The 17922-nt window shown below is 66.0% G+C and carries 12 protein-coding genes; 8 read left to right on the top strand and 4 right to left on the bottom strand.

Features of this window, described 5'->3' with window-relative positions; genetic code table 11:
• Positions 1–3: 3 nt before the first annotated feature.
• From hisG to dnaE, 4 genes are all read right to left on the bottom strand, one after another.
• Complete coding sequence (gene hisG / locus D4754_RS03580; protein ID WP_121061501.1) at positions 4–702, bottom strand: ATP phosphoribosyltransferase; 699 nt, start codon at positions 700–702, stop codon at positions 4–6.
• Positions 702–1787 carry an ATP phosphoribosyltransferase regulatory subunit gene (locus D4754_RS03575; RefSeq protein ID WP_121061500.1) on the bottom strand — a complete coding sequence of 362 codons (1086 nt, stop codon included), beginning with the start codon at positions 1785–1787 and terminating at the stop codon, positions 702–704. Before D4754_RS03575 ends, hisG begins: the two co-directional genes overlap by 1 nt.
• A complete protein-coding gene (gene hisS, locus D4754_RS03570) occupies positions 1787–3322 on the bottom strand; it encodes a histidine--tRNA ligase (protein ID WP_121061499.1) in 1536 nt (511 codons plus the stop codon). The genes D4754_RS03575 and hisS overlap by 1 nt, the downstream gene beginning before the upstream one ends.
• 269 nt (positions 3323–3591) lie before the next feature.
• Complete coding sequence (gene dnaE / locus D4754_RS03565; protein WP_121061498.1) at positions 3592–7104, bottom strand: DNA polymerase III subunit alpha; 3513 nt, start codon at positions 7102–7104, stop codon at positions 3592–3594.
• Positions 7105–7745: 641 nt separating this feature from the next.
• On the opposite strand from dnaE, the gene xdhA reads away from it, so the two are divergent.
• The 8 genes from xdhA to D4754_RS03525 all read left to right on the top strand — a co-directional run bounded on the left by xdhA (position 7746) and on the right by D4754_RS03525 (position 17920).
• A complete protein-coding gene (gene xdhA / locus D4754_RS03560; RefSeq protein WP_121061605.1) occupies positions 7746–9116 on the top strand; it encodes a xanthine dehydrogenase small subunit in 1371 nt (456 codons plus the stop codon).
• The gene (xdhB, locus tag D4754_RS03555) at positions 9113–11407 is read left to right on the top strand and encodes a xanthine dehydrogenase molybdopterin binding subunit (protein WP_121061497.1); all 2295 of its coding nucleotides are present in this window, start codon (positions 9113–9115) and stop codon (positions 11405–11407) included. Before xdhA ends, xdhB begins: the two co-directional genes overlap by 4 nt.
• Positions 11397–12347, top strand: coding sequence for a xanthine dehydrogenase accessory protein XdhC (xdhC, locus tag D4754_RS03550; protein ID WP_121061496.1), 951 nt, complete (start codon positions 11397–11399; stop codon positions 12345–12347). The genes xdhB and xdhC overlap by 11 nt, the downstream gene beginning before the upstream one ends.
• Positions 12344–13882 carry an ABC transporter ATP-binding protein gene (locus D4754_RS03545; RefSeq protein ID WP_121061495.1) on the top strand — a complete coding sequence of 513 codons (1539 nt, stop codon included), beginning with the start codon at positions 12344–12346 and terminating at the stop codon, positions 13880–13882. Before xdhC ends, D4754_RS03545 begins: the two co-directional genes overlap by 4 nt.
• Complete coding sequence (locus D4754_RS03540; RefSeq protein ID WP_121061494.1) at positions 13879–14961, top strand: ABC transporter permease; 1083 nt, start codon at positions 13879–13881, stop codon at positions 14959–14961. The genes D4754_RS03545 and D4754_RS03540 overlap by 4 nt, the downstream gene beginning before the upstream one ends.
• 1 nt (position 14962) lies before the next feature.
• A complete protein-coding gene (locus D4754_RS03535; RefSeq protein WP_121061493.1) occupies positions 14963–15883 on the top strand; it encodes an ABC transporter permease in 921 nt (306 codons plus the stop codon).
• Positions 15884–15936: 53 nt separating this feature from the next.
• The gene (locus tag D4754_RS03530) at positions 15937–17013 is read left to right on the top strand and encodes a BMP family ABC transporter substrate-binding protein (RefSeq protein WP_121061492.1); all 1077 of its coding nucleotides are present in this window, start codon (positions 15937–15939) and stop codon (positions 17011–17013) included.
• 244 nt (positions 17014–17257) lie between these two features.
• A complete protein-coding gene (locus tag D4754_RS03525) occupies positions 17258–17920 on the top strand; it encodes a DUF938 domain-containing protein (protein WP_121061491.1) in 663 nt (220 codons plus the stop codon).
• Positions 17921–17922 lie beyond the last annotated feature (2 nt).

The following is a 17922-nucleotide window of genomic DNA, read 5'->3' as shown; positions in this document are numbered from 1 at the left end:
CCGTCAGACCGGGTCCAGCACCCGGTCGAGGCAGTCGTTCAGAACCAGCCGTTCCGCGTTCGTGCAGTCCGCCACGCGGCTTCGCCACAGCGTCGCCTGAGACCGCAGGATCGGCCCGTCGGACAGAACCTTCAGGTGGTTGGCCTTCAGCGTCTCGCCGGTCGAGGTTATGTCGGCAATCGCCTCGGCCGTTTCGTTCTTCACTGTGCCTTCGGTGGCGCCCTGGCTGTCGACCAGCGCGTAATCCGCCACGCCGCCTTCGGTCAGGAACTCCCGCACCAGCCGGTGATACTTCGTGGCGATCCGCAGCCGGTCGCCATGCACCCGCCGGAAGGCCGCTGCCGCCGCATCCAGATCGTCGAGCGTATCGACATCGCGCCAGAACTTCGGCACCGCCAGCACGAGATCCGCCTGACCGAAGCCCATCGGCGCCATCTCTTCCACCTGCTGCTGCCACAGCGGCAGTTTCTCGTAGATCAGGTCGGTTCCGGTCACACCCAGGTGGATCCGCCCCGCCGCCAGCTCGCGCGGGATCTCTCCCGCCGACAGCAGGACAAGGTCGAGGCCGTCCATCCCCTCGACCGCGCCGGAATACTCCCGCTCCGACCCCGCGCGCATCAGCCGGATGCCGCGCTTTTCGAACCAGTCGAAGGTCTTTTCCATCAGCCGGCCCTTGGACGGCACGCCAAGTTTCACACCCATCAGACCGCTCCCAGTTCCAGCATCACGCCGGGCCGGATCACGCCGCCCACCGCCGGGATCTCGGCCCCCTGCCCCAGCCGCCGCGTCAGCGCATCATAGCGCCCGCCGGTGGCCACGGGGGGCAGATCGGGCCGCGCCTCGGCCACGAAGCCGAAGACGAACCCGTCGTAATATTCCATCGAGGTCCGCCCGTAGGAGGCCTCGAATTCCAGCCGGTCCACATCCACGCCCCGTGTCCGCAAGGCCGCCACCCGTGCCTCCAGCCGGTCGAGCGCCGGGCTGATCGCCGGCAGGTCGATGGCGATGTCGCGCAGTTGTTCCATGGCGAAGGGCATCGTCTCGCGCACCGCCAGAAGCGCGTTCAGTGCCGACAGCGCCGCGCCACCGATCGGCGGCGTGGCGGAATCGATCTTCAGCGTCTCGATCCGGGATTCGACCTCGACCAGCTGTCGCCGCCCGATCTCGGGCGCGGTGGCCGGCACGGTCGTGGCCGCCTGCAACAGCGCCGTGCGCGACGGCGGCATAGGCGTCTTGCCGGAATAGCGGTCCAACAGCGCCCGGAACCGCCGCGGCCGCCACAGGTGCCGCATGAGCGCCGCCTTGCGGGCCGACGATGTTTCCAGCCCCTCGACCGCCGCCGTCAGGATGCCGATATCGCCGGTCACCGCGCGCAGGCCCGACAGTTCCGACAGCCCGTGCGCGATCAGGGCGAAGACCTCGGCGTCGGCGGCCGCCGGGTTGACCCGGTCGAACACCTCGTAGCCCACCTGGACATATTCATTGGCCCGCGACGGATCCTGCTCCTGCCGCCGGAAGACCTCGCCCGAATAGGTGTAGCGCGCCGGATCGGCCCCGCCTTCCATGTGCATCTGCACCACCGGCACGGTGAAGTCCGGGCGCAGCATCAGCTCGCCCCGCAGCGCATCCCACGTCACGTAGGCCCGCGCGCGCATGTCTTCGCCGTAAAGGTCCAGCAGCAGGTCTGCCGGTTGCAACACCGAGGTTTCGACCGGCTTTGCCCCGGCCGTCTCGAACAGCGCCTTCAGCCGCGCGGCCCGGGCCAGCTCTGCCGCCCGCCAACCCATCAGCCGCGCCCCTGGTCGTCGAGGATCCGGCGCACCGTTGACACCAGATCGCCGCGCGCGACCTCGTACTGGCTGGGCCGTTCCTTCCATTCTTCCAGCGTCGCTTCCGCCGCGATCTGCGCGCCAAGGATAAGGTCCTTGATCTGCACCTGCCCGGCCTCCTTCTCGGCCGAGCCCTGGATAATGGCGACCGGAGAGCCGCGCCGGTCCGCGTATTTCAGCTGGTTGCCGAAGTTCTTCGGATTGCCCAGATAGACCTCGGCCCGGATCCCGGCATTGCGCAATTCGGCGACCATGGCCTGATAGTCTGCCATCCGGTCACGATCCATTACCGTGACAACGACGGGTCCTTCGGCCGAGTCACTGAACCGCCCCTTCGCTTCCAGAGCGGCCAGCAGCCTGTCGACCCCGATCGAGACGCCCGTCGCCGGCACTTCCTGCCCTGTGAAGCGCTTGACCAGATCGTCATAGCGCCCACCACCTGCAACCGACCCGAACTGCCGGGGCCGGCCCTTTTCGTCTTTGATTTCGAAGGTCAGCTCGGCTTCGTATACCGGGCCTGTGTAGTAGCCAAGGCCACGCACGACGGAGGGGTCGATTAGAATACGATCAGAGCCATACCCACCCGCGTCAAGCAGATCTGCGATTTGCCTCAACTCCAGAACACCTGCCGCACCAGTAGGGTTGGTGCCGACGGTTGCAAGCAGGTTCCCGAGCGTCTCTTCGTTGTCGGAGCCCTTGGACGTAAGAAACTGAATGACTGGCTCGATTTGCTCTCCGCTAAGCCCGACTCCGTCGATGTATGCTCCCGACGCATCCAGGCGCCCTTTTCCAAGCAGCTCTCGGACACCAGACTCGCCAACCTTGTCGAACTTGTCGATGGTACGCAGGACCGCTTGCTTTCGCTCCTCGCCTGTCGGATTGCCTTCTATCATGGTTTCAGCAACCGCATCGATGGTTCCGAAAACACGATCCAGAACCCCACTCAACACCTTACGGTTGTTCACGCGCACAATGTAGTCGCCTCGAGGAATGCCAACCTCTTCCAGCGTATCCGCCAACATCGCGCAGATCTCGGCATCGGCGGCCATCGAGGCCGTGCCCACCGTATCCGCATCGCACTGGTAGAACTGCCGGAAGCGCCCCGGCCCCGGTTTCTCGTTCCGCCAGACAGGGCCCATCGTGTAGCGGCGATAGGGCGTCGGCAGATCGTTGCGGTGCTGGGCATAGACGCGGGCCAACGGCGCCGTCATGTCATAGCGTAGCGCCAGCCAGTCGCCGGGCTTCTCGCCCTCGGCGTCCTCCTGCCAGGCGAACACGCCTTCGTTCGGGCGGTCGACATCGGGCAGGAACTTGCCCAGCGCCTCGACCGTCTCGACGGCCGAGCTTTCCAGCGCGTCGAAGCCGTAGCGATGATAGACCCCGGCGATCTGGCGCAGCATCTCGGCGCGCCGGGTGACCTCGGCGCCGAAATAGTCGCGAAACCCTTTCGGCGTCTCGGCCTTGGGGCGTGGGGTCTTCTTGGGCTTGGCCATGGGAAATGTCCTGAAGGGGGGCCGCAGTCGCGGCGGGGTCTAGCCCAGAGCCCCATGCGGGGCAAGCCCGGCGTCCGAACCGGGCACGCGATGTTCAGCGATCAGGGGGCGCTGCCCCCGCCCTCCCTTGTGGGAGGACTCCCCCTGAGTATTGGGGAAAGAAGAGAAAAGGGGCCTGTCCTTCTTCTTTCTCCAAATACTCCCGCCGGAGGCTTTGGTCGTTTCCGCAGGGAACGGCCAATCTGCAACGGGGGCGCGCGCAGCGCGGTTCAGAGTTCGTCGACCATCGTCACGCCTTCCAGGCTCTTCAGGGCCTGCCGGATCTGGGTCGATACTACAAAGTCGGAACCCAGTTCCATCTCCACCTCGCCCGGAAGATCAGGGCCCGACAGGCACAGCTGCACCGGCGCGCGGGCCGCGGCCTTGGCGGCGGCTTTGGCTTCTTCCAGCACCGTGGCGACTGTCGTCACTGCGGACGCGTCATCGATCCAGACCTTGAGGCCGCTGGCGCCACCCGACGCGACCAGCGCGTCGATGGGGGTCACCGTGCGGCCCAGAAGCTTCAACTGGTCCGATTCCATCGTCGCCTCGACCTGCACCACCACACGGGAGCCGGTTTCGAGGTGCTCGCGATTGGCCTCCAGCGCTTCGGAGAACAGCGTGACCTCGTAGGCGCCCGTCGGATCGGACAGCTGGCAGAAGGCGAAGCGGTTCCCGCGGGCGGACTTGCGCTCCTGCCGCCCGGCGACGATGCCCGCCAGTTTCGCCACCAGCGGGCCGCGGGCCGCGCGTTCAGTGACGTCGTCCAGTGTCACGATCCCGCGCCGTTTCAGGCCGTTCATGTCGTCGTCCAGCGGGTGGCCGGACAGGTAGAAGCCGACCGCCTTGAATTCCTCGCCCAGCCGTTCGGCGGGCAGCCAGTCGGGCACGCCCGACAGGCGCGGTTCGGGCAGATCCTCCCCCGCTTCGCCGAAGAGCGAGACCTGCGCCGAATCCTTCTGTTCCTGGATCGCTGCCGAATAGCTGACCAGCGCGTCGAGGTTTTCCAGCACCCTCCGCCGGTTCGGATCGAGCTGGTCGAAGGCACCGGACCGGGCGAGCATTTCCAGCGGCCGCTTGCCGATCCGTTTCAGGTCGACCCGCCGGGCGAGGTCGAAAAGGTTTACGAAGGGCTTGTCGGTGCCATCCGCACGGCGGCCGTCGGTGATCAGCCGCATCGCGTCCAGCCCGACATTCTTCAACGCGCCAAGCCCGTAGATCAGTGCGCCGTCCTTCACGGTGAAGGCGGGCTCCGACCGGTTCACGCAGGGCGGGATCCACGGCAGCTCCAACCCCTTCCGCGCTTCTTCGAAATAGACTGCCAGCTTGTCGGTCAGGTGGATGTCGCAGTTCATCACGCCGGCCATGAACTCGACCGGGTGGTTCGTCTTCAGCCAGGCGGTCTGGTAGCTGACCACGGCGTAGGCCGCCGCGTGGGACTTGTTGAAACCGTAGTTCGCGAACTTGTCGAGAAGGTTCCAGACCTCCAGCGCCTTCTTGTCGTCGACACCGTTTTCCTTGGCCCCCTTGATGAACTTGGGCCGTTCGGCGTCCATCGCCTCCTGGATCTTTTTGCCCATGGCGCGGCGCAGCAGGTCGGCGCCGCCAAGGCTGTAGCCCGCCATTTCCTGCGCGATCTGCATCACCTGTTCCTGGTAGACGATGATGCCCTGGGTTTCGTCGAGGATATGGTCGATGGTCGGATGCAGCCGGTCGCGTTCCGACAGGCCGTTCTTGACCTCGCAATATTTGGGGATGTTCTCCATCGGGCCCGGACGATAGAGGGCCACGAGCGCCACGATGTCCTCGATCGTCGTGGGCTTCATGCGCTTCAGCGCATCCATCATGCCCGAGCTTTCCACCTGGAACACCGCGACCGTCTTCGCCGCGGCGTAGAGCTTGTAGGTTTCTTCATCGTCCAGCGGGATCGCGTTGATCTGGTTCTCGGCCCCTTCCGTGGGCGTGTAGATCTGCGTGCCGTCGGGCGCCGTGTGCAGATCGCGGCCCGAGGCATGGATCAGGTCGATGGCGTTCTGGATGACGGTCAGCGTCTTCAGGCCCAGGAAGTCGAACTTCACCAGCCCGGCCTGTTCGACCCATTTCATGTTGAACTGCGTGGCCGGCATGTCGGACCGCGGATCCTGGTAGAGCGGCACCAGCTCGTCCAGTGGCCGGTCGCCGATCACGACGCCGGCGGCGTGGGTCGAGGCGTTCCGCAGCAAGCCTTCGACCTGCTGGCCATAGGTCAGCAGGCGGTCGACGACTTCCTCGGAGCGGGCTTCCTCGCGCAGGCGCGGCTCGTCCGCCAGCGCCTTCTCGATGGAGACCGGCTTAACGCCTTCGACCGGGATCATCTTCGACAGGCGATCGACCTGGCCATAAGGCATCTGCAGCACGCGGCCGATATCGCGGATCGCGGCCTTGGACAAAAGCGCACCGAAGGTGATGATTTGCGCCACCTTCTCGCGTCCGTACTTGCCTTGGACGTATTCGATGACGGCTTCGCGGCGGTCCATGCAGAAGTCGATGTCGAAGTCGGGCATCGACACACGTTCCGGGTTCAGGAACCGTTCGAACAGAAGCGAATAGCGGAGCGGATCGAGGTCGGTGATCGTCAGCGCGTAGGCCACGAGGCTGCCAGCACCCGAGCCCCGGCCGGGGCCGACGGGAATGTCGTGTTCCTTGGCCCACTTGATGAAGTCCGCAACGATCAGGAAGTAGCCGGGAAAGCCCATGCCCTCGATGATGCCAAGTTCGAATTCCAGCCGCTTCTCGTAGTCCTCGACCGGGGCGGCATGGGGGATCACGGCCAGCCGGTCCTTCAGGCCCGCCTTGGCCTGACGTCGCAATTCGTCGACCTCGTCATCGGCAAAGCGCGGCAGGATCGGGTCACGTCGGTAGGCCATGAAGGCGCAGCGCCTTGCGATCTCGACGGTATTGTCGATCGCCTCGGGCAGGTCGGCGAAGAGGGCTGCCATGTCGGCCTGGCTAGCGAAATGATGCTTTGGTGTCAGCGTCCGCCGCGGCTGCTGCTGGTCCACATAGGCGCCGTCGGCGATGCAAATCAGGGCGTCATGCGCCTCGTACATCTCGGGCGTCGGGAAGTAGACGTCATTGGTGGCGACCAGTGGCAGATCCATCGCATAGGCCATCTCGACATGGCCACGCTCGGTGCGCTTCTCTGCGTCGGTCGGCCCGTTGGCGCCCGGATGGCGCTGCAGTTCCACGTACAGCCGGTCCCCGAACGTGGTTTTCAGCCGGGACATCAGGGCTTCGGCCGCGGGGCGCTGGCCGCCCAGCAGAAGCTGGCCAACAGGGCCGCCCGGCCCGCCCGTCAGGCAGATGAGCCCGTCGCTGTGGGTTTCCAGCTCCTCCAGCGTGATCTGCGGCAGCTGATCCGGCTTGCCGACATAGAGGCAGGTGTTGAGCTTCATGAGATTGCCGTAGCCCGCCTCCGACTGGGCCAGCAGCACGATGGGCGCCGGCGGTCGGGGTTTCTCCCCGGGCTGGGCGGGCATGTAGGCAAGATCGACCTGCAGCCCCATGATCGGCTGGATGCCCGCACCCGACAGCGACACCGAGAACTCCAGCGCGGCGAACAGGTTGTTCGTGTCGGTCAGCGCCACGGCCGGCATCCCGGCCGCCTTGCAGAGATCGGGCAGCTTCTTCAGCCGCACGGCCCCTTCCAGCAGGGAATATTCGGAATGGAGGCGAAGGTGGATGAATCGGGGGGTGTCGGTCATGGGACCACCATATGTTGCGTGGACGGTCCCCGGAAGAGCCTACGTCGCGCATCGCCTTCGATCCGCCCGCCCACCCGCCCCAACGGGCGAAAGCGTTCCGCTTTCGCCCTCGCGGATCGAAGGCGATGCGCTTGGACGGGACCCACCCGCCAGTCATCGCCCGGGACGAACCGTGCCCGTGGCGGGCAAGGAGGATCGCGGCATGCGATCCGACGGGGGTGGGTGGTCGGGCCCGCCGCGGGCACGGTCCGGCGACGACGCCCGGCTTCCGCGCAGAAGGACCCGGCGCATGGCAAATGGATGATCCTGTCGCGCGGCGCAGACCTGTCGGGATGCCCGGTTTGCAGGCATCTGCCGAATTCTACAGCAGATTATTCTTCGCCCCGACTTGAAAGAGCTTCCGCGCACAGCGGGCATTCCCCTCGCAAGCGCATGATTCCAAAACAGATCCCCTTCTCCCTCGACATCCCTCTCGTCTTGCCGTGGCGGAAGTGCAATATTGGGTGCGCGGCACAGGCTTGTCAGCCGGGCTGCCCTCTCTTTAGGCTTTTGGCAACAAATGGCCGGCCCCTTCTACGCTGCATCGGGGGATCCAACTGGCTCAACACGGTATGGCGGCGGGTCTGGGACACAATTTGGCCATGGAGATCGCGTTTCTTCTGAACGGAGAGCCCGTGACCGTCACCGATGCCGCCCCCACCGAAACCTTGCTCGACTGGCTGCGCGAACGGCGCGGGCTGAAGGGCACCAAGGAAGGCTGCAACGAAGGCGATTGCGGCGCCTGCACGGTGATGGTGACCGATGACGCGGGCGCAAAGGCGCTGAACGCCTGCATCCTGTTCCTGCCGCAGCTTGAGGGCAAGGCCGTGCGCACCGTCGAAGGGCTCTCCGGCCCCGCGGGCGAGATGCACCCGGTGCAGGACGCGCTGGTCCGCCATCACGGCAGCCAGTGCGGCTTCTGCACGCCGGGCTTTGCCGTGTCGATGGCCGTGGCCCATGCACAGGGTGACCGGGCGACGGATGACCGGGTGGCCGGGAACCTGTGTCGGTGCACCGGGTATGCGCCCATCGTCCGCGCGGCGGACGCGGCGGCGGGTGTGCCGGTACCGGACTGGATAGACGACAGTGCGGCCCTGGCGAAGGTGCGTGGGGACCACGCACCCTACCGCCCCGAATCTTCCGATGCTCTGGCGGCGGCCTATGCCGCCGAACCCGATGCGGTGCTGGTTGCCGGCGCGACAGATGTCGGGCTTTGGGTCACCAAGCAGTTGCGCGAACTGGACAAGGTCATCTTCCTGGACGGCTGCGCCGATCTGAAGGGGATCGACGTCTCCGACACAGAGATCCGCTTTGGCGCGATGGTCGACATGAACCGGGTGCGAGAGGCGCTTGCCCCCCATTACCCGTCCTATGCCGAGATGATCCGGCGCTATGGCTCCTACCAGGTGCGCGGTGCTGCGACGATCGGCGGGAACATCGCCAATGGATCGCCCATCGGGGACAACCCGCCGCCGTTGATCGCCCTTGGCGCGACACTGCATCTGCGGAAGGGCGACGCACGGCGGACGATGCCGGTGGAAGAGTTCTTCATCGACTACGGCAAGCAGGACCTTCAGCCGGGCGAATTCCTCGAGGCGATAACCGTGCCCCTGAAGCCCGACCTGCTGAAGGTCTACAAGCTGTCGAAACGGTTCGATCAGGATATCTCGGCCGTGTGCGGCGCGTTCTTCATCACGGTCGAGGACGGCAAGGTCGCACAGGCCCGCATCGCCTTCGGTGGCATGGCCGGAACTCCGAAGCGCGCCACTGCCTGCGAAACTACGCTGACCGGCGCCGACTGGACAGAGGACGGGATCGCCCCCGCCATCGCCGCCTTGGCCGAAGACTTCTCCCCCCTTTCCGACATGCGTGCCTCGTCCGCCTACCGGCTGGGCACGGCGCAGAGCATGCTTGTCCGCGCCTGGGCCGAAGACACCGGCGCCGCTACGTCCGTTCTGGGGATGGCGTCATGAGTGTCGCGAAGCCCCTGCCCCACGATGCGGCGCCGCTCCATGTCACCGGACAGGCGCGCTACATCGACGATCTGCCGGTGCCGGCGGGCACGCTGCACCTTGCGTTCGGGCTGTCGAAGATCGCGCGCGGGACGATCACGAAGATGGATCTGGACGCGGTCCGCGCGGCCCCGGGCGTTGTCGCCGTGATGGTGGCCGACGATCTGCCGTTCGAGAACGACGTCTCGCCCTCGATCCATGACGAACCGCTCCTGTCCGACGGCACGGTGCATTACATCGGCCAGCCCCTGTTCATCGTCATCGCCACCAGCCACCTTGCCGCCCGCAAGGCCGCGCGTCTGGGCGATATCGCCTACACCGAAGAGACCCCGATCCTGACGGTCGACGAGGCGATGGAGGCCGGCAGCCGCTTCGAAGGCGGCCCGGTGGTCTGGGAGAAAGGCGACGCGAAAGCCGCCATCGCGCGCGCGCCGCACGTGCTGCAAGGCAGTCTCGACATGGGCGGGCAAGAGCATTTCTACCTGGAAGGTCAGGCCGCGCTGGTCCTGCCGTCGGAAGATGGGGATATGGTGGTCATGTCCTCGACCCAGCACCCGACCGAGATCCAGCACAAGGTGGCCGACGCGATAGGCCGCCCGATGCATGCCGTGCGCGTCGAGACCCGGCGCATGGGCGGCGGCTTCGGTGGCAAGGAAAGCCAGGGCAATGCTCTGGCGGTGGCCTGCGCGGTGGCCGCGATGAAGACCGGCAAGCCCTGCAAGATGCGGTACGACCGCGACGATGACATGATCATCACCGGCAAACGCCACGATGCGCGGGTCGATTACGAGGTCGGCTTCGACGACCACGGCCGGATCATGGGGCTGAGCTACCGCCACCTGATCCGCTGCGGCTGGGCGATGGACCTGTCGCTGCCCGTGGCCGACCGGGCGATGCTGCATGCCGACAACGCTTACCTTCTCCCCGCCTGCCGGATCGAAAGCCACCGGCTGAAGACCAACACCCAAAGCGCCACCGCCTATCGCGGCTTCGGCGGCCCGCAGGGCATGATCGGCATGGAGCGGGTGATGGACCACATCGCCCATGAGCTTGGCCTCGATCCGGTCGAGGTCCGCCGTCGCAACTATTACCCGAAGGCCGACACGCCCGCGCCAGACCGCTCCACGCCCTACGGGCAGGAGGTCGAGGATTTCATCCTGCACGAGATGACGGACGCACTACTGGACAGCGCGGACTACGCGGCACGGAAGGCGGCGGTGGCGGAATGGAACGCGGCCAATCGGTTCGTGAAGAAGGGTATCGCCTTTACGCCAGTGAAGTTCGGGATTTCCTTCACGCTGACGCACCTGAACCAGGCGGGCGCGCTGGTGCACGTCTACCAGGACGGCTCGGTCCAGCTGAACCACGGCGGAACGGAGATGGGCCAGGGCCTGTACCAGAAGGTCGCGCAGGTGGCGGCCAGCCGGTTCGGCATCGCGATGGATCATGTGCGCATCACCGCGACCGATACGGGCAAGGTGCCGAATACTTCGGCCACGGCGGCATCGTCAGGCAGCGACCTGAACGGCATGGCAGTGAAGGCCGCCTGCGATACGATCCGCGCGCGGATGGCGGAACATCTGGCCGAACTGCACCAGTCGGAGCCCGCGGCGGTCACCTTCGCGGACGGCAATGTCGAGGTCGCCGGCGCCAGCTATACGTTCACGCAAGCCGCGCAGCTTTGCTATCACGGGCGGGTCCAGCTTTCCGCCACAGGGTTCTACAAGACACCCAAGATCGAATGGGACCGCGCCACGGGCCACGGCCGGCCGTTCTACTACTTCGCCTACGGCGCCGCGGTGACCGAGGTCGCGGTGGATGTGCTGACCGGCGAAAACCGGATCCTGCGGACGGATATCCTGCATGATGCGGGCACGTCCCTGAACCCCGCGCTGGATATCGGTCAAGTCGAAGGCGGCTACGTGCAGGGCGCAGGCTGGCTGACGACGGAAGAACTGGTCTGGGATCAGGAAGGCATGCTTCGGACGCACGCGCCGTCGACCTACAAGATCCCCGCGTGTTCGGACCGTCCGCGGGTTTTCAACGTCGCGCTCTGGGACGGAGAGAACCGCGAAGACACGATCTATAAATCCAAGGCGGTCGGCGAACCGCCCTTCATGCTGGGCATCTCGGCGTTTCTGGCGTTGAGCCACGCGGTCGCGGCCTGCGGCACGGACTACCCGGCGCTGGATGCGCCTGCCACGCCCGAACGGATCTGGCACGCGGTACAAAGGGTGTCGAATGGCGTTTGACCTGACCGCCCTGACCCGCGCTGTCGAGGCGCATGGCACCGTCGCCCGTGTGGTGGTCGCGGAAACGCGCGGCTCCACCCCGCGCGAGGTTGGCGCGGCGATGCTGGTCTGGGAGGGCGGTCAGTCCGGCACGATAGGCGGCGGCGCGCTGGAATTCGATGCGGCAGAGGCCGGGCGCGAGATGGAACCCGGCGCGACCACGATCAGGCGGCAAGCGCTTGGCCCAGATCTGGGGCAGTGCTGCGGCGGGGCCGTGACGTTGCTGACCGAGGTTTTCAATGCAGGCTGTCTGCCCGAACCGCAGGATGACGTGATCGCGCGGGCCACGGGCAATGACGTCATGCCGCTTTCCGTCCACCGCCTGCTGGCCGATGCACGTGGGCAAGGGGCGGCGCCGCAAGCTCAGTTGATCGACGGCTGGATGGTGGAACCGGTGACGCCCGCGCAAACGCCTCTGTGGATCTGGGGCGCTGGTCATGTCGGGCGGGCGTTGGTCGATGTGCTGGCGCCTCTGCCGGATCTGGCGATCACGTGGATCGATACCGGGGCCGAACGCTTCCCGGCAGACATTCCCGAGGACGTGACCACCGTGCCTGCCGCCGATCCCGCGGTACTGGCGGGCCATGCCCCGACCGACGCGATGCACCTTGTGCTGACCTTTTCCCATGCCATCGACCTCGACCTGTGCGATGCACTGCTCAGGCGCGGCTTTGCCGGGCTGGGTCTGATCGGATCGGCCACCAAACGGGCGCGGTTCCGTTCGAGGCTCACCGCAATGGGGCATTCGCCCCATGCCATCGACCGCATCACCTGCCCCATCGGCGACCCCGCGCTTGGCAAGCACCCGCAGGCCATTGCCGTTGGCGTCGCCGCCCAGATCCTTGCAGGCCAGCTGGGCCGAACCGAAACCGACCCCAACCGAAAGGCCCGCCCGGCATGACCGAGACGCTTCTGAAGATCGAGAGGCTGACCAAGGCCTATCCCGGGGTTGTCGCCAACGACAATGTCTCCTTCGATATCGGCGTAGGCGAGGTGCATGCCCTGCTTGGCGAAAACGGCGCGGGCAAGTCGACGCTGGTCAAGATGATCTACGGGCTGGTCAAGCCCGACAGCGGCACCATGACCCTGCGTGGCACACCCTTCGCCCCGGCCGAGCCCCGCGCGGCGCGAGCCGACGGGATCGCGATGGTGTTCCAGCACTTCTCGCTGTTCGAGGCGCTGACAGTGGCCGAAAACGTGGCGCTTGGGATGGAAGACCCGCCCCAGATGCGCGACCTTGCCCGCCGGATCACGGAAGTCTCCGAGGCCTATGGCCTGCCGCTCGATCCTTCGCGGATCGTTGGCGATCTGTCCGCCGGCGAACGGCAGCGGGTCGAGATCATCCGCTGCCTGCTGCAGGACCCGAAACTGCTGATAATGGACGAACCGACATCCGTCCTGACCCCGCAGGAGGTCGAAATCCTGTTCCAGACCCTGCGCAAGCTGTCGTCGGAAGGCACGGCGATCCTCTACATTTCTCACAAGCTGGAAGAGATCCGCGCGCTTTGCGACAACGCCACGATCCTGCGGCTGGGCAAGAATGTCGGCACGTGCGTTCCGCGCGACACCACGGCGAAGGAGATGGCCGAACTGATGGTCGGCGGCACGCTTCAGATCCCGACTCGGAAACCCGGAGAGGTGGGCGAGATCGCGATGGAAATCTCGGGCCTGTCCGTGCCTTCGCCTTCGGAATTCGGCACGTCGCTGAAGGACGTCTCGATCCAGGTGCGCGCGGGCGAAATCCTTGGCGTCGGCGGCGTGGCCGGTAACGGGCAGGACGAATTGCTGGGCGTGCTGTCGGGGGAGATCCTGTCGGCGCCCGACGCGGTTCAGCTTCACGGGCAACCGGTGGGCAGGCTGGGCCCGGTCGCGCGGCGCAGGCTGGGCCTGCTGGCGGCGCCCGAAGAACGGCTGGGCCATGCAGCCGCGCCCAACATGAGCCTGACCGAAAACGCGCTTCTGACCGGCGCGGTGCGCGAAGGGCTGGAACGGAACGGTTTTCTGAGCTGGCCCAAGGCGAAGACCTTCGCCGAACGCATCATCGAAACCTTCGACGTCCGCACACCGGGGCCGGAAAACGCGGCCCGTTCGCTTTCGGGCGGCAACCTGCAGAAGTTCGTCATCGGACGCGAGGTGCTGCAACGGCCCGAAGTGCTGGTCGTGAACCAGCCGACATGGGGCGTGGATGCCTCGGCCGCCGCCGCTATCCGGCAGGCGCTTCTGGATCTGGCCCAGAAGGGCACGGCGGTGATCTGCATCAGTCAGGATCTGGATGAGCTCATGGAAATCTCGGACAATTTCGCGGCGCTGACCGAAGGCCGGCTGTCCCCGCCACGGGCGGCGGCCGGGCTGACGGTGGAACAGATCGGCCTGATGCTGGGCGGCGCGCACGGGATGGAAGTGGCCCATATCGACACGGCGGAGGCGCGCACGTGATCAAGCTTGAACGACGCCGCCAGCCTTCGCAGGCCTGGTCCTATGCCACGCCGGCTCTTGCCGTTGTGGCCACCATGTTCTTCGGCGGCCTCCTGTTCGCCGCCCTTGGCAAGAACCCGGTCGAGGCGATCCGCACCATCTTCTGGGAACCGCTGTTCGGCGAGTTCGCCTTCTACTACCGCCCGCAGCTTCTGGTGAAAGGCGCGCCGCTGGTGCTGATCGCCATCGGCCTGTCACTGGGCTTTCGCGCCGGTATCTGGAACATCGGCGCGGAAGGGCAGTACATCATGGGCGCGCTGGCCAGCGCGGGCGTGGCGCTGGCGCTTTATCCGCTGGAGGCATGGTGGATCTTCCCGGCCATGATCATCGCCGGCGCACTGGGCGGGTTCATATGGGGCATGATCCCCGCGATCCTGAAGGCGCGCTTCGGCACGAACGAGATCCTCGTCTCCCTCATGCTGGTCTACGTGGCCGAACAGTTCCTTGCCTCGATGTCGCTGGGCCTGATGAAGAACCCCGAAGGCATGGGCTTTCCCGGCAGCCGCAACCTTCAACAATACCCTAGCGCCTTCAATTCCGAAGTTATCACCAATTCCGGCATCCATTACGGCGTCGTCGCGGCCCTGATCGCGGTGATCTTCGCCTATGTCCTGCTCAGCCGTCACATGCTGGGCTTCCAGATCCGCCTGACGGGCGAGGCCCCCCGCGCCGCACGCTTTGCGGGCGTCGAACCCGCGCGGCTGATCCTGTTCTGCCTTGGCGTCTCGGGCGCGCTGGCGGGGCTTGCGGGCATGTTCGAGGTTTCGGGACCGTCGGGACAGGTATCCATCGACTTCAACGCGGGCTACGGCTTCACGGCGATCATCGTGGCGTTCCTGGGCCGGCTGCACCCGGTGGGCATCCTGCTGGCCGGCGCGCTGATGGCGCTGACCTACATCGGCGGAGAGATCGCCCAGGGGAACCTCGGCCTGCCATCGGCGGCGATCCAGGTCTTCCAGGGAATGCTGCTGTTCTTCCTGCTGGCGCTGGATCTTCTGACCAACTTCCGCATCCGCTTCGCCGTCCGGGGGACCGCCTGACATGGATCTATCCGCCATCAATCCGATCCTGCTGCTGGCCTCTCTCATGGTCGCGGCGACGCCGATCCTTTTGGCCGCCACGGGGGAACTCATCGCCGAAAAGGCCGGGGTCCTGAACCTTGGCGTCGAAGGCATGATGATCTTCGGTGCCATTTGCGGCTTTGCCACGGCCGTCGAAACCGGCTCCCCCTGGCTGGGGTTTCTGGCCGCAAGCGTGGGCGGGGCGGTCCTGTCGCTCCTCTTCGTGATCCTCACGCAGCTGGCGTTGGCCAACCAGGTCGCTTCGGGCCTTGCGCTGACGCTCTTCGGCCTCGGGCTTTCGGCCCTGCTGGGGCAGGGTTATGTCGGCGTGAAACCACCCCCCACGCCGGATCTGCACATCCCCGGCCTGTCGCAGATCCCGTTCGTGGGAGAGATCCTGTTTACCCATGACGTGGTACTCTATTTCAGCATCGTTCTGGTGGCGCTGGTCTGGCTGTTCCTGCGGTCCACCCGCGCGGGTCTGATCCTGCGGGCCGTGGGCGAAAACCATGATGCAGCCCATGCGCTTGGCTACAAGGTCGTCCTGATCCGCTCGCTGGCAATCGTCTTCGGCGGCGCCTGCGCAGGCCTGGGCGGGGCCTACATCAGCCTTGTCCGCGTCCCGCAATGGACGGAAGGCATGACCGCCGGTGTGGGCTGGATCGCACTGGCGCTGGTCGTCTTCGCCTCGTGGAGACCGTGGCGCGTGCTGATCGGTGCCTATCTTTTCGGCGGGATCACGGTGCTGCAGTTGAACCTGCAGGCCGCGGGCGTGGCCATTCCCGTCGAATACCTTGCCATGTCGCCCTACATCATCACCATCGTCGTGCTGGTGCTTCTGTCCCGCGACAAGGCCCGCGCCCCTGCCGCCCTTGGCCGCATTTTCCATGCCTCGAGTTGAGGCGCCCATCGTAACCTGACATCATCAAACCACAATAAAACGGGGATCCCACCATGAACAGACGATCGCTTCTCACATCCGCCATCGTGGCCTTCGGCCTTGCCGCAGGCGGGGCCGCGGCCCAGGACAAGACCAAGGTCGGCTTCATCTATGTCGGCCCGGTCGGCGACGGCGGCTGGACCTACGAACATAACGTCGGCCGCCTGGCCATCGAGGAGGAATTCGGCGATGCGGTCGAAACCACCTATGTCGAAAGCGTGGCCGAAGGCCCGGATGCCGAACGCGTGCTGACCCAGATGGCCCTTGGCGGTGCCGACCTTATCTTCACCACCTCCTTCGGCTTCATGGATCCCACCATCAACGTGGCCAAGAAGTTCCCGGACGTGAAGTTCGAACACGCCACCGGCTACAAGCGCGCGGACAACGTCTCGACCTATTCGGCCCGCTTTTACGAAGGCCGCGCGGTGCAGGGCACCATCGCGGGCGAGATGACGGAATCGAACATCGTGGGCTACATCGGCTCCTACCCGATCCCCGAAGTGATCCGCGGCATCAACGCGGCCTTCCTGGCGGCACGGGCCGTGAACCCGGATGTCGAATTCAAGATCGTCTGGGCCTACACGTGGTTCGATCCGGCGAAGGAAGCCGACGCCGCCAAGGTCCTGATCGAACAGGGCGCCGACGTGATCCTGCAGCACACCGATTCGACCGCTCCGCAAGCCGCGGCACAAGCCGCTGGCAACGTCATCACCTTCGGCCAGGCCTCGGACATGAGCGAATATGCCCCGCGCCCGCGGGTCTCCTCGATCATCGACAACTGGGCGCCCTACTACATTGAACGCACCAAGGCCGTGATGGACGGTACCTGGGAATCCAGCGATGTCTGGCACGGGATCAACGAAGGCATGGTCGGCATCGGCGAGATTTCCGACGCCGTTCCGGCCGAGGTGAAGGAAAAGGCGCTGGCCCTCAAGGATTCCATCGCCGCGGGTGAGACGCACCCCTTCACCGGCCCGATCAACAAGCAGGACGGCTCGGTCTGGCTGGAAGATGGCGAAACCGCAGACGACGGCACGCTGCTGGGCATGAACTTCTATGTCGAAGGCATCGAAGGCTCGATCCCCAACTGATCGGATTGAAACGCTAAGCGAAGGCCCCGCCCCGGCGGGGCCTTCTGCGTTCAAGGGGGGAGATGCCCGGAACGGGCGACGGGGGGCCACGCCCCCCTGATCCCGTGACGGCCGGAAGGGCCGGCGCGGAGCCTGTCGTGCGGACGGGCGCAGCCCGGCCGCTCCGCCCGGTAACCGCCGCAACATGCTGGGAACTGCCGCCCGCCCATGGCACACTGCGCGCGATCAAACCCCCGGTGAGCCCATGCACAAACGCGACTTCCCGAATTTCCTGGCCAGCACCGCTGAAACCACCGACGATGGCCGTCTCTTCGCGCCCTCGGCCGAACGCAACGCGGGCCCGATAGCCGACCTTCTCGCCCGCGTCGCCCCTGAAACGGGTCGCGCGCTTGAAATCGCCGCAGGCACTGGCCAGCACGCCGCGACCTTCGCAGCCCGCCTGCCCGGCCTTCACTGGCAGCCTACCGATGTCGACCCGACCCGCCTTGCCAGCATCGACGCCTACGCCGCGCAGTCGGGCACGAACACCATCGCGCCCGCGCTACAGCTCGACGCAACCTCCCACGGCTGGGCCGCAACCCACGGTCCGCGCGACCTGATCCTCGTCTGCAACCTCCTCCACCTGATCAGCGAGACCGAGGCCCGCACCCTCATCGCAGAAGCCGCTGCCTGCCTTGCCCCCGCAGGCTGCTTCATCGCCTACGGCCCGTTCAAACGCGGCGGAGTATTGATCAGCGAGGGCGATGTCAGCTTCGACACCCGCCTGCGCGAACATGACCCGGAGGTCGGCTACAAGGACGACAAACGGATCATCGACTGGGCCACCAAAGACGGCCTGATCCTTGTCGAAACGGCCGAGATGCCGGCCAACAACCTCGCCTTCGTCTTCGAACGCCCGGCAGGCTGAGC

It is taken from the genome of Chachezhania antarctica (genome assembly GCF_003646465.1).
Taxonomy (GTDB): domain Bacteria; phylum Pseudomonadota; class Alphaproteobacteria; order Rhodobacterales; family Rhodobacteraceae; genus Chachezhania; species Chachezhania antarctica.
The sequence above is the reverse complement of the archived record's forward strand: the minus strand, read 5'-3'. Positions and strand labels throughout refer to the sequence as shown.

Excerpts from the sequence above, each read along its gene's own strand:
- hisS (WP_121061499.1), bottom strand. The coding sequence starts at position 3,322 with ATGGCCAAGCCCAAGAAGACCCCACGCCCCAAGGCCGAGACGCCGAAA.
- xdhC (WP_121061496.1), top strand. The coding sequence starts at position 11,397 with ATGGCGTTTGACCTGACCGCCCTGACCCGCGCTGTCGAGGCGCATGGC.
- D4754_RS03575 (WP_121061500.1), bottom strand. The coding sequence starts at position 1,787 with ATGGGTTGGCGGGCGGCAGAGCTGGCCCGGGCCGCGCGGCTGAAGGCG.
- hisG (WP_121061501.1), bottom strand. The coding sequence starts at position 702 with ATGGGTGTGAAACTTGGCGTGCCGTCCAAGGGCCGGCTGATGGAAAAG.
- D4754_RS03525 (WP_121061491.1), top strand. The coding sequence starts at position 17,258 with ATGCACAAACGCGACTTCCCGAATTTCCTGGCCAGCACCGCTGAAACC.
- dnaE (WP_121061498.1), bottom strand. The coding sequence starts at position 7,104 with ATGACCGACACCCCCCGATTCATCCACCTTCGCCTCCATTCCGAATAT.
- xdhB (WP_121061497.1), top strand. The coding sequence starts at position 9,113 with ATGAGTGTCGCGAAGCCCCTGCCCCACGATGCGGCGCCGCTCCATGTC.
- D4754_RS03545 (WP_121061495.1), top strand. The coding sequence starts at position 12,344 with ATGACCGAGACGCTTCTGAAGATCGAGAGGCTGACCAAGGCCTATCCC.
- D4754_RS03535 (WP_121061493.1), top strand. The coding sequence starts at position 14,963 with ATGGATCTATCCGCCATCAATCCGATCCTGCTGCTGGCCTCTCTCATG.
- D4754_RS03530 (WP_121061492.1), top strand. The coding sequence starts at position 15,937 with ATGAACAGACGATCGCTTCTCACATCCGCCATCGTGGCCTTCGGCCTT.
- xdhA (WP_121061605.1), top strand. The coding sequence starts at position 7,746 with ATGGAGATCGCGTTTCTTCTGAACGGAGAGCCCGTGACCGTCACCGAT.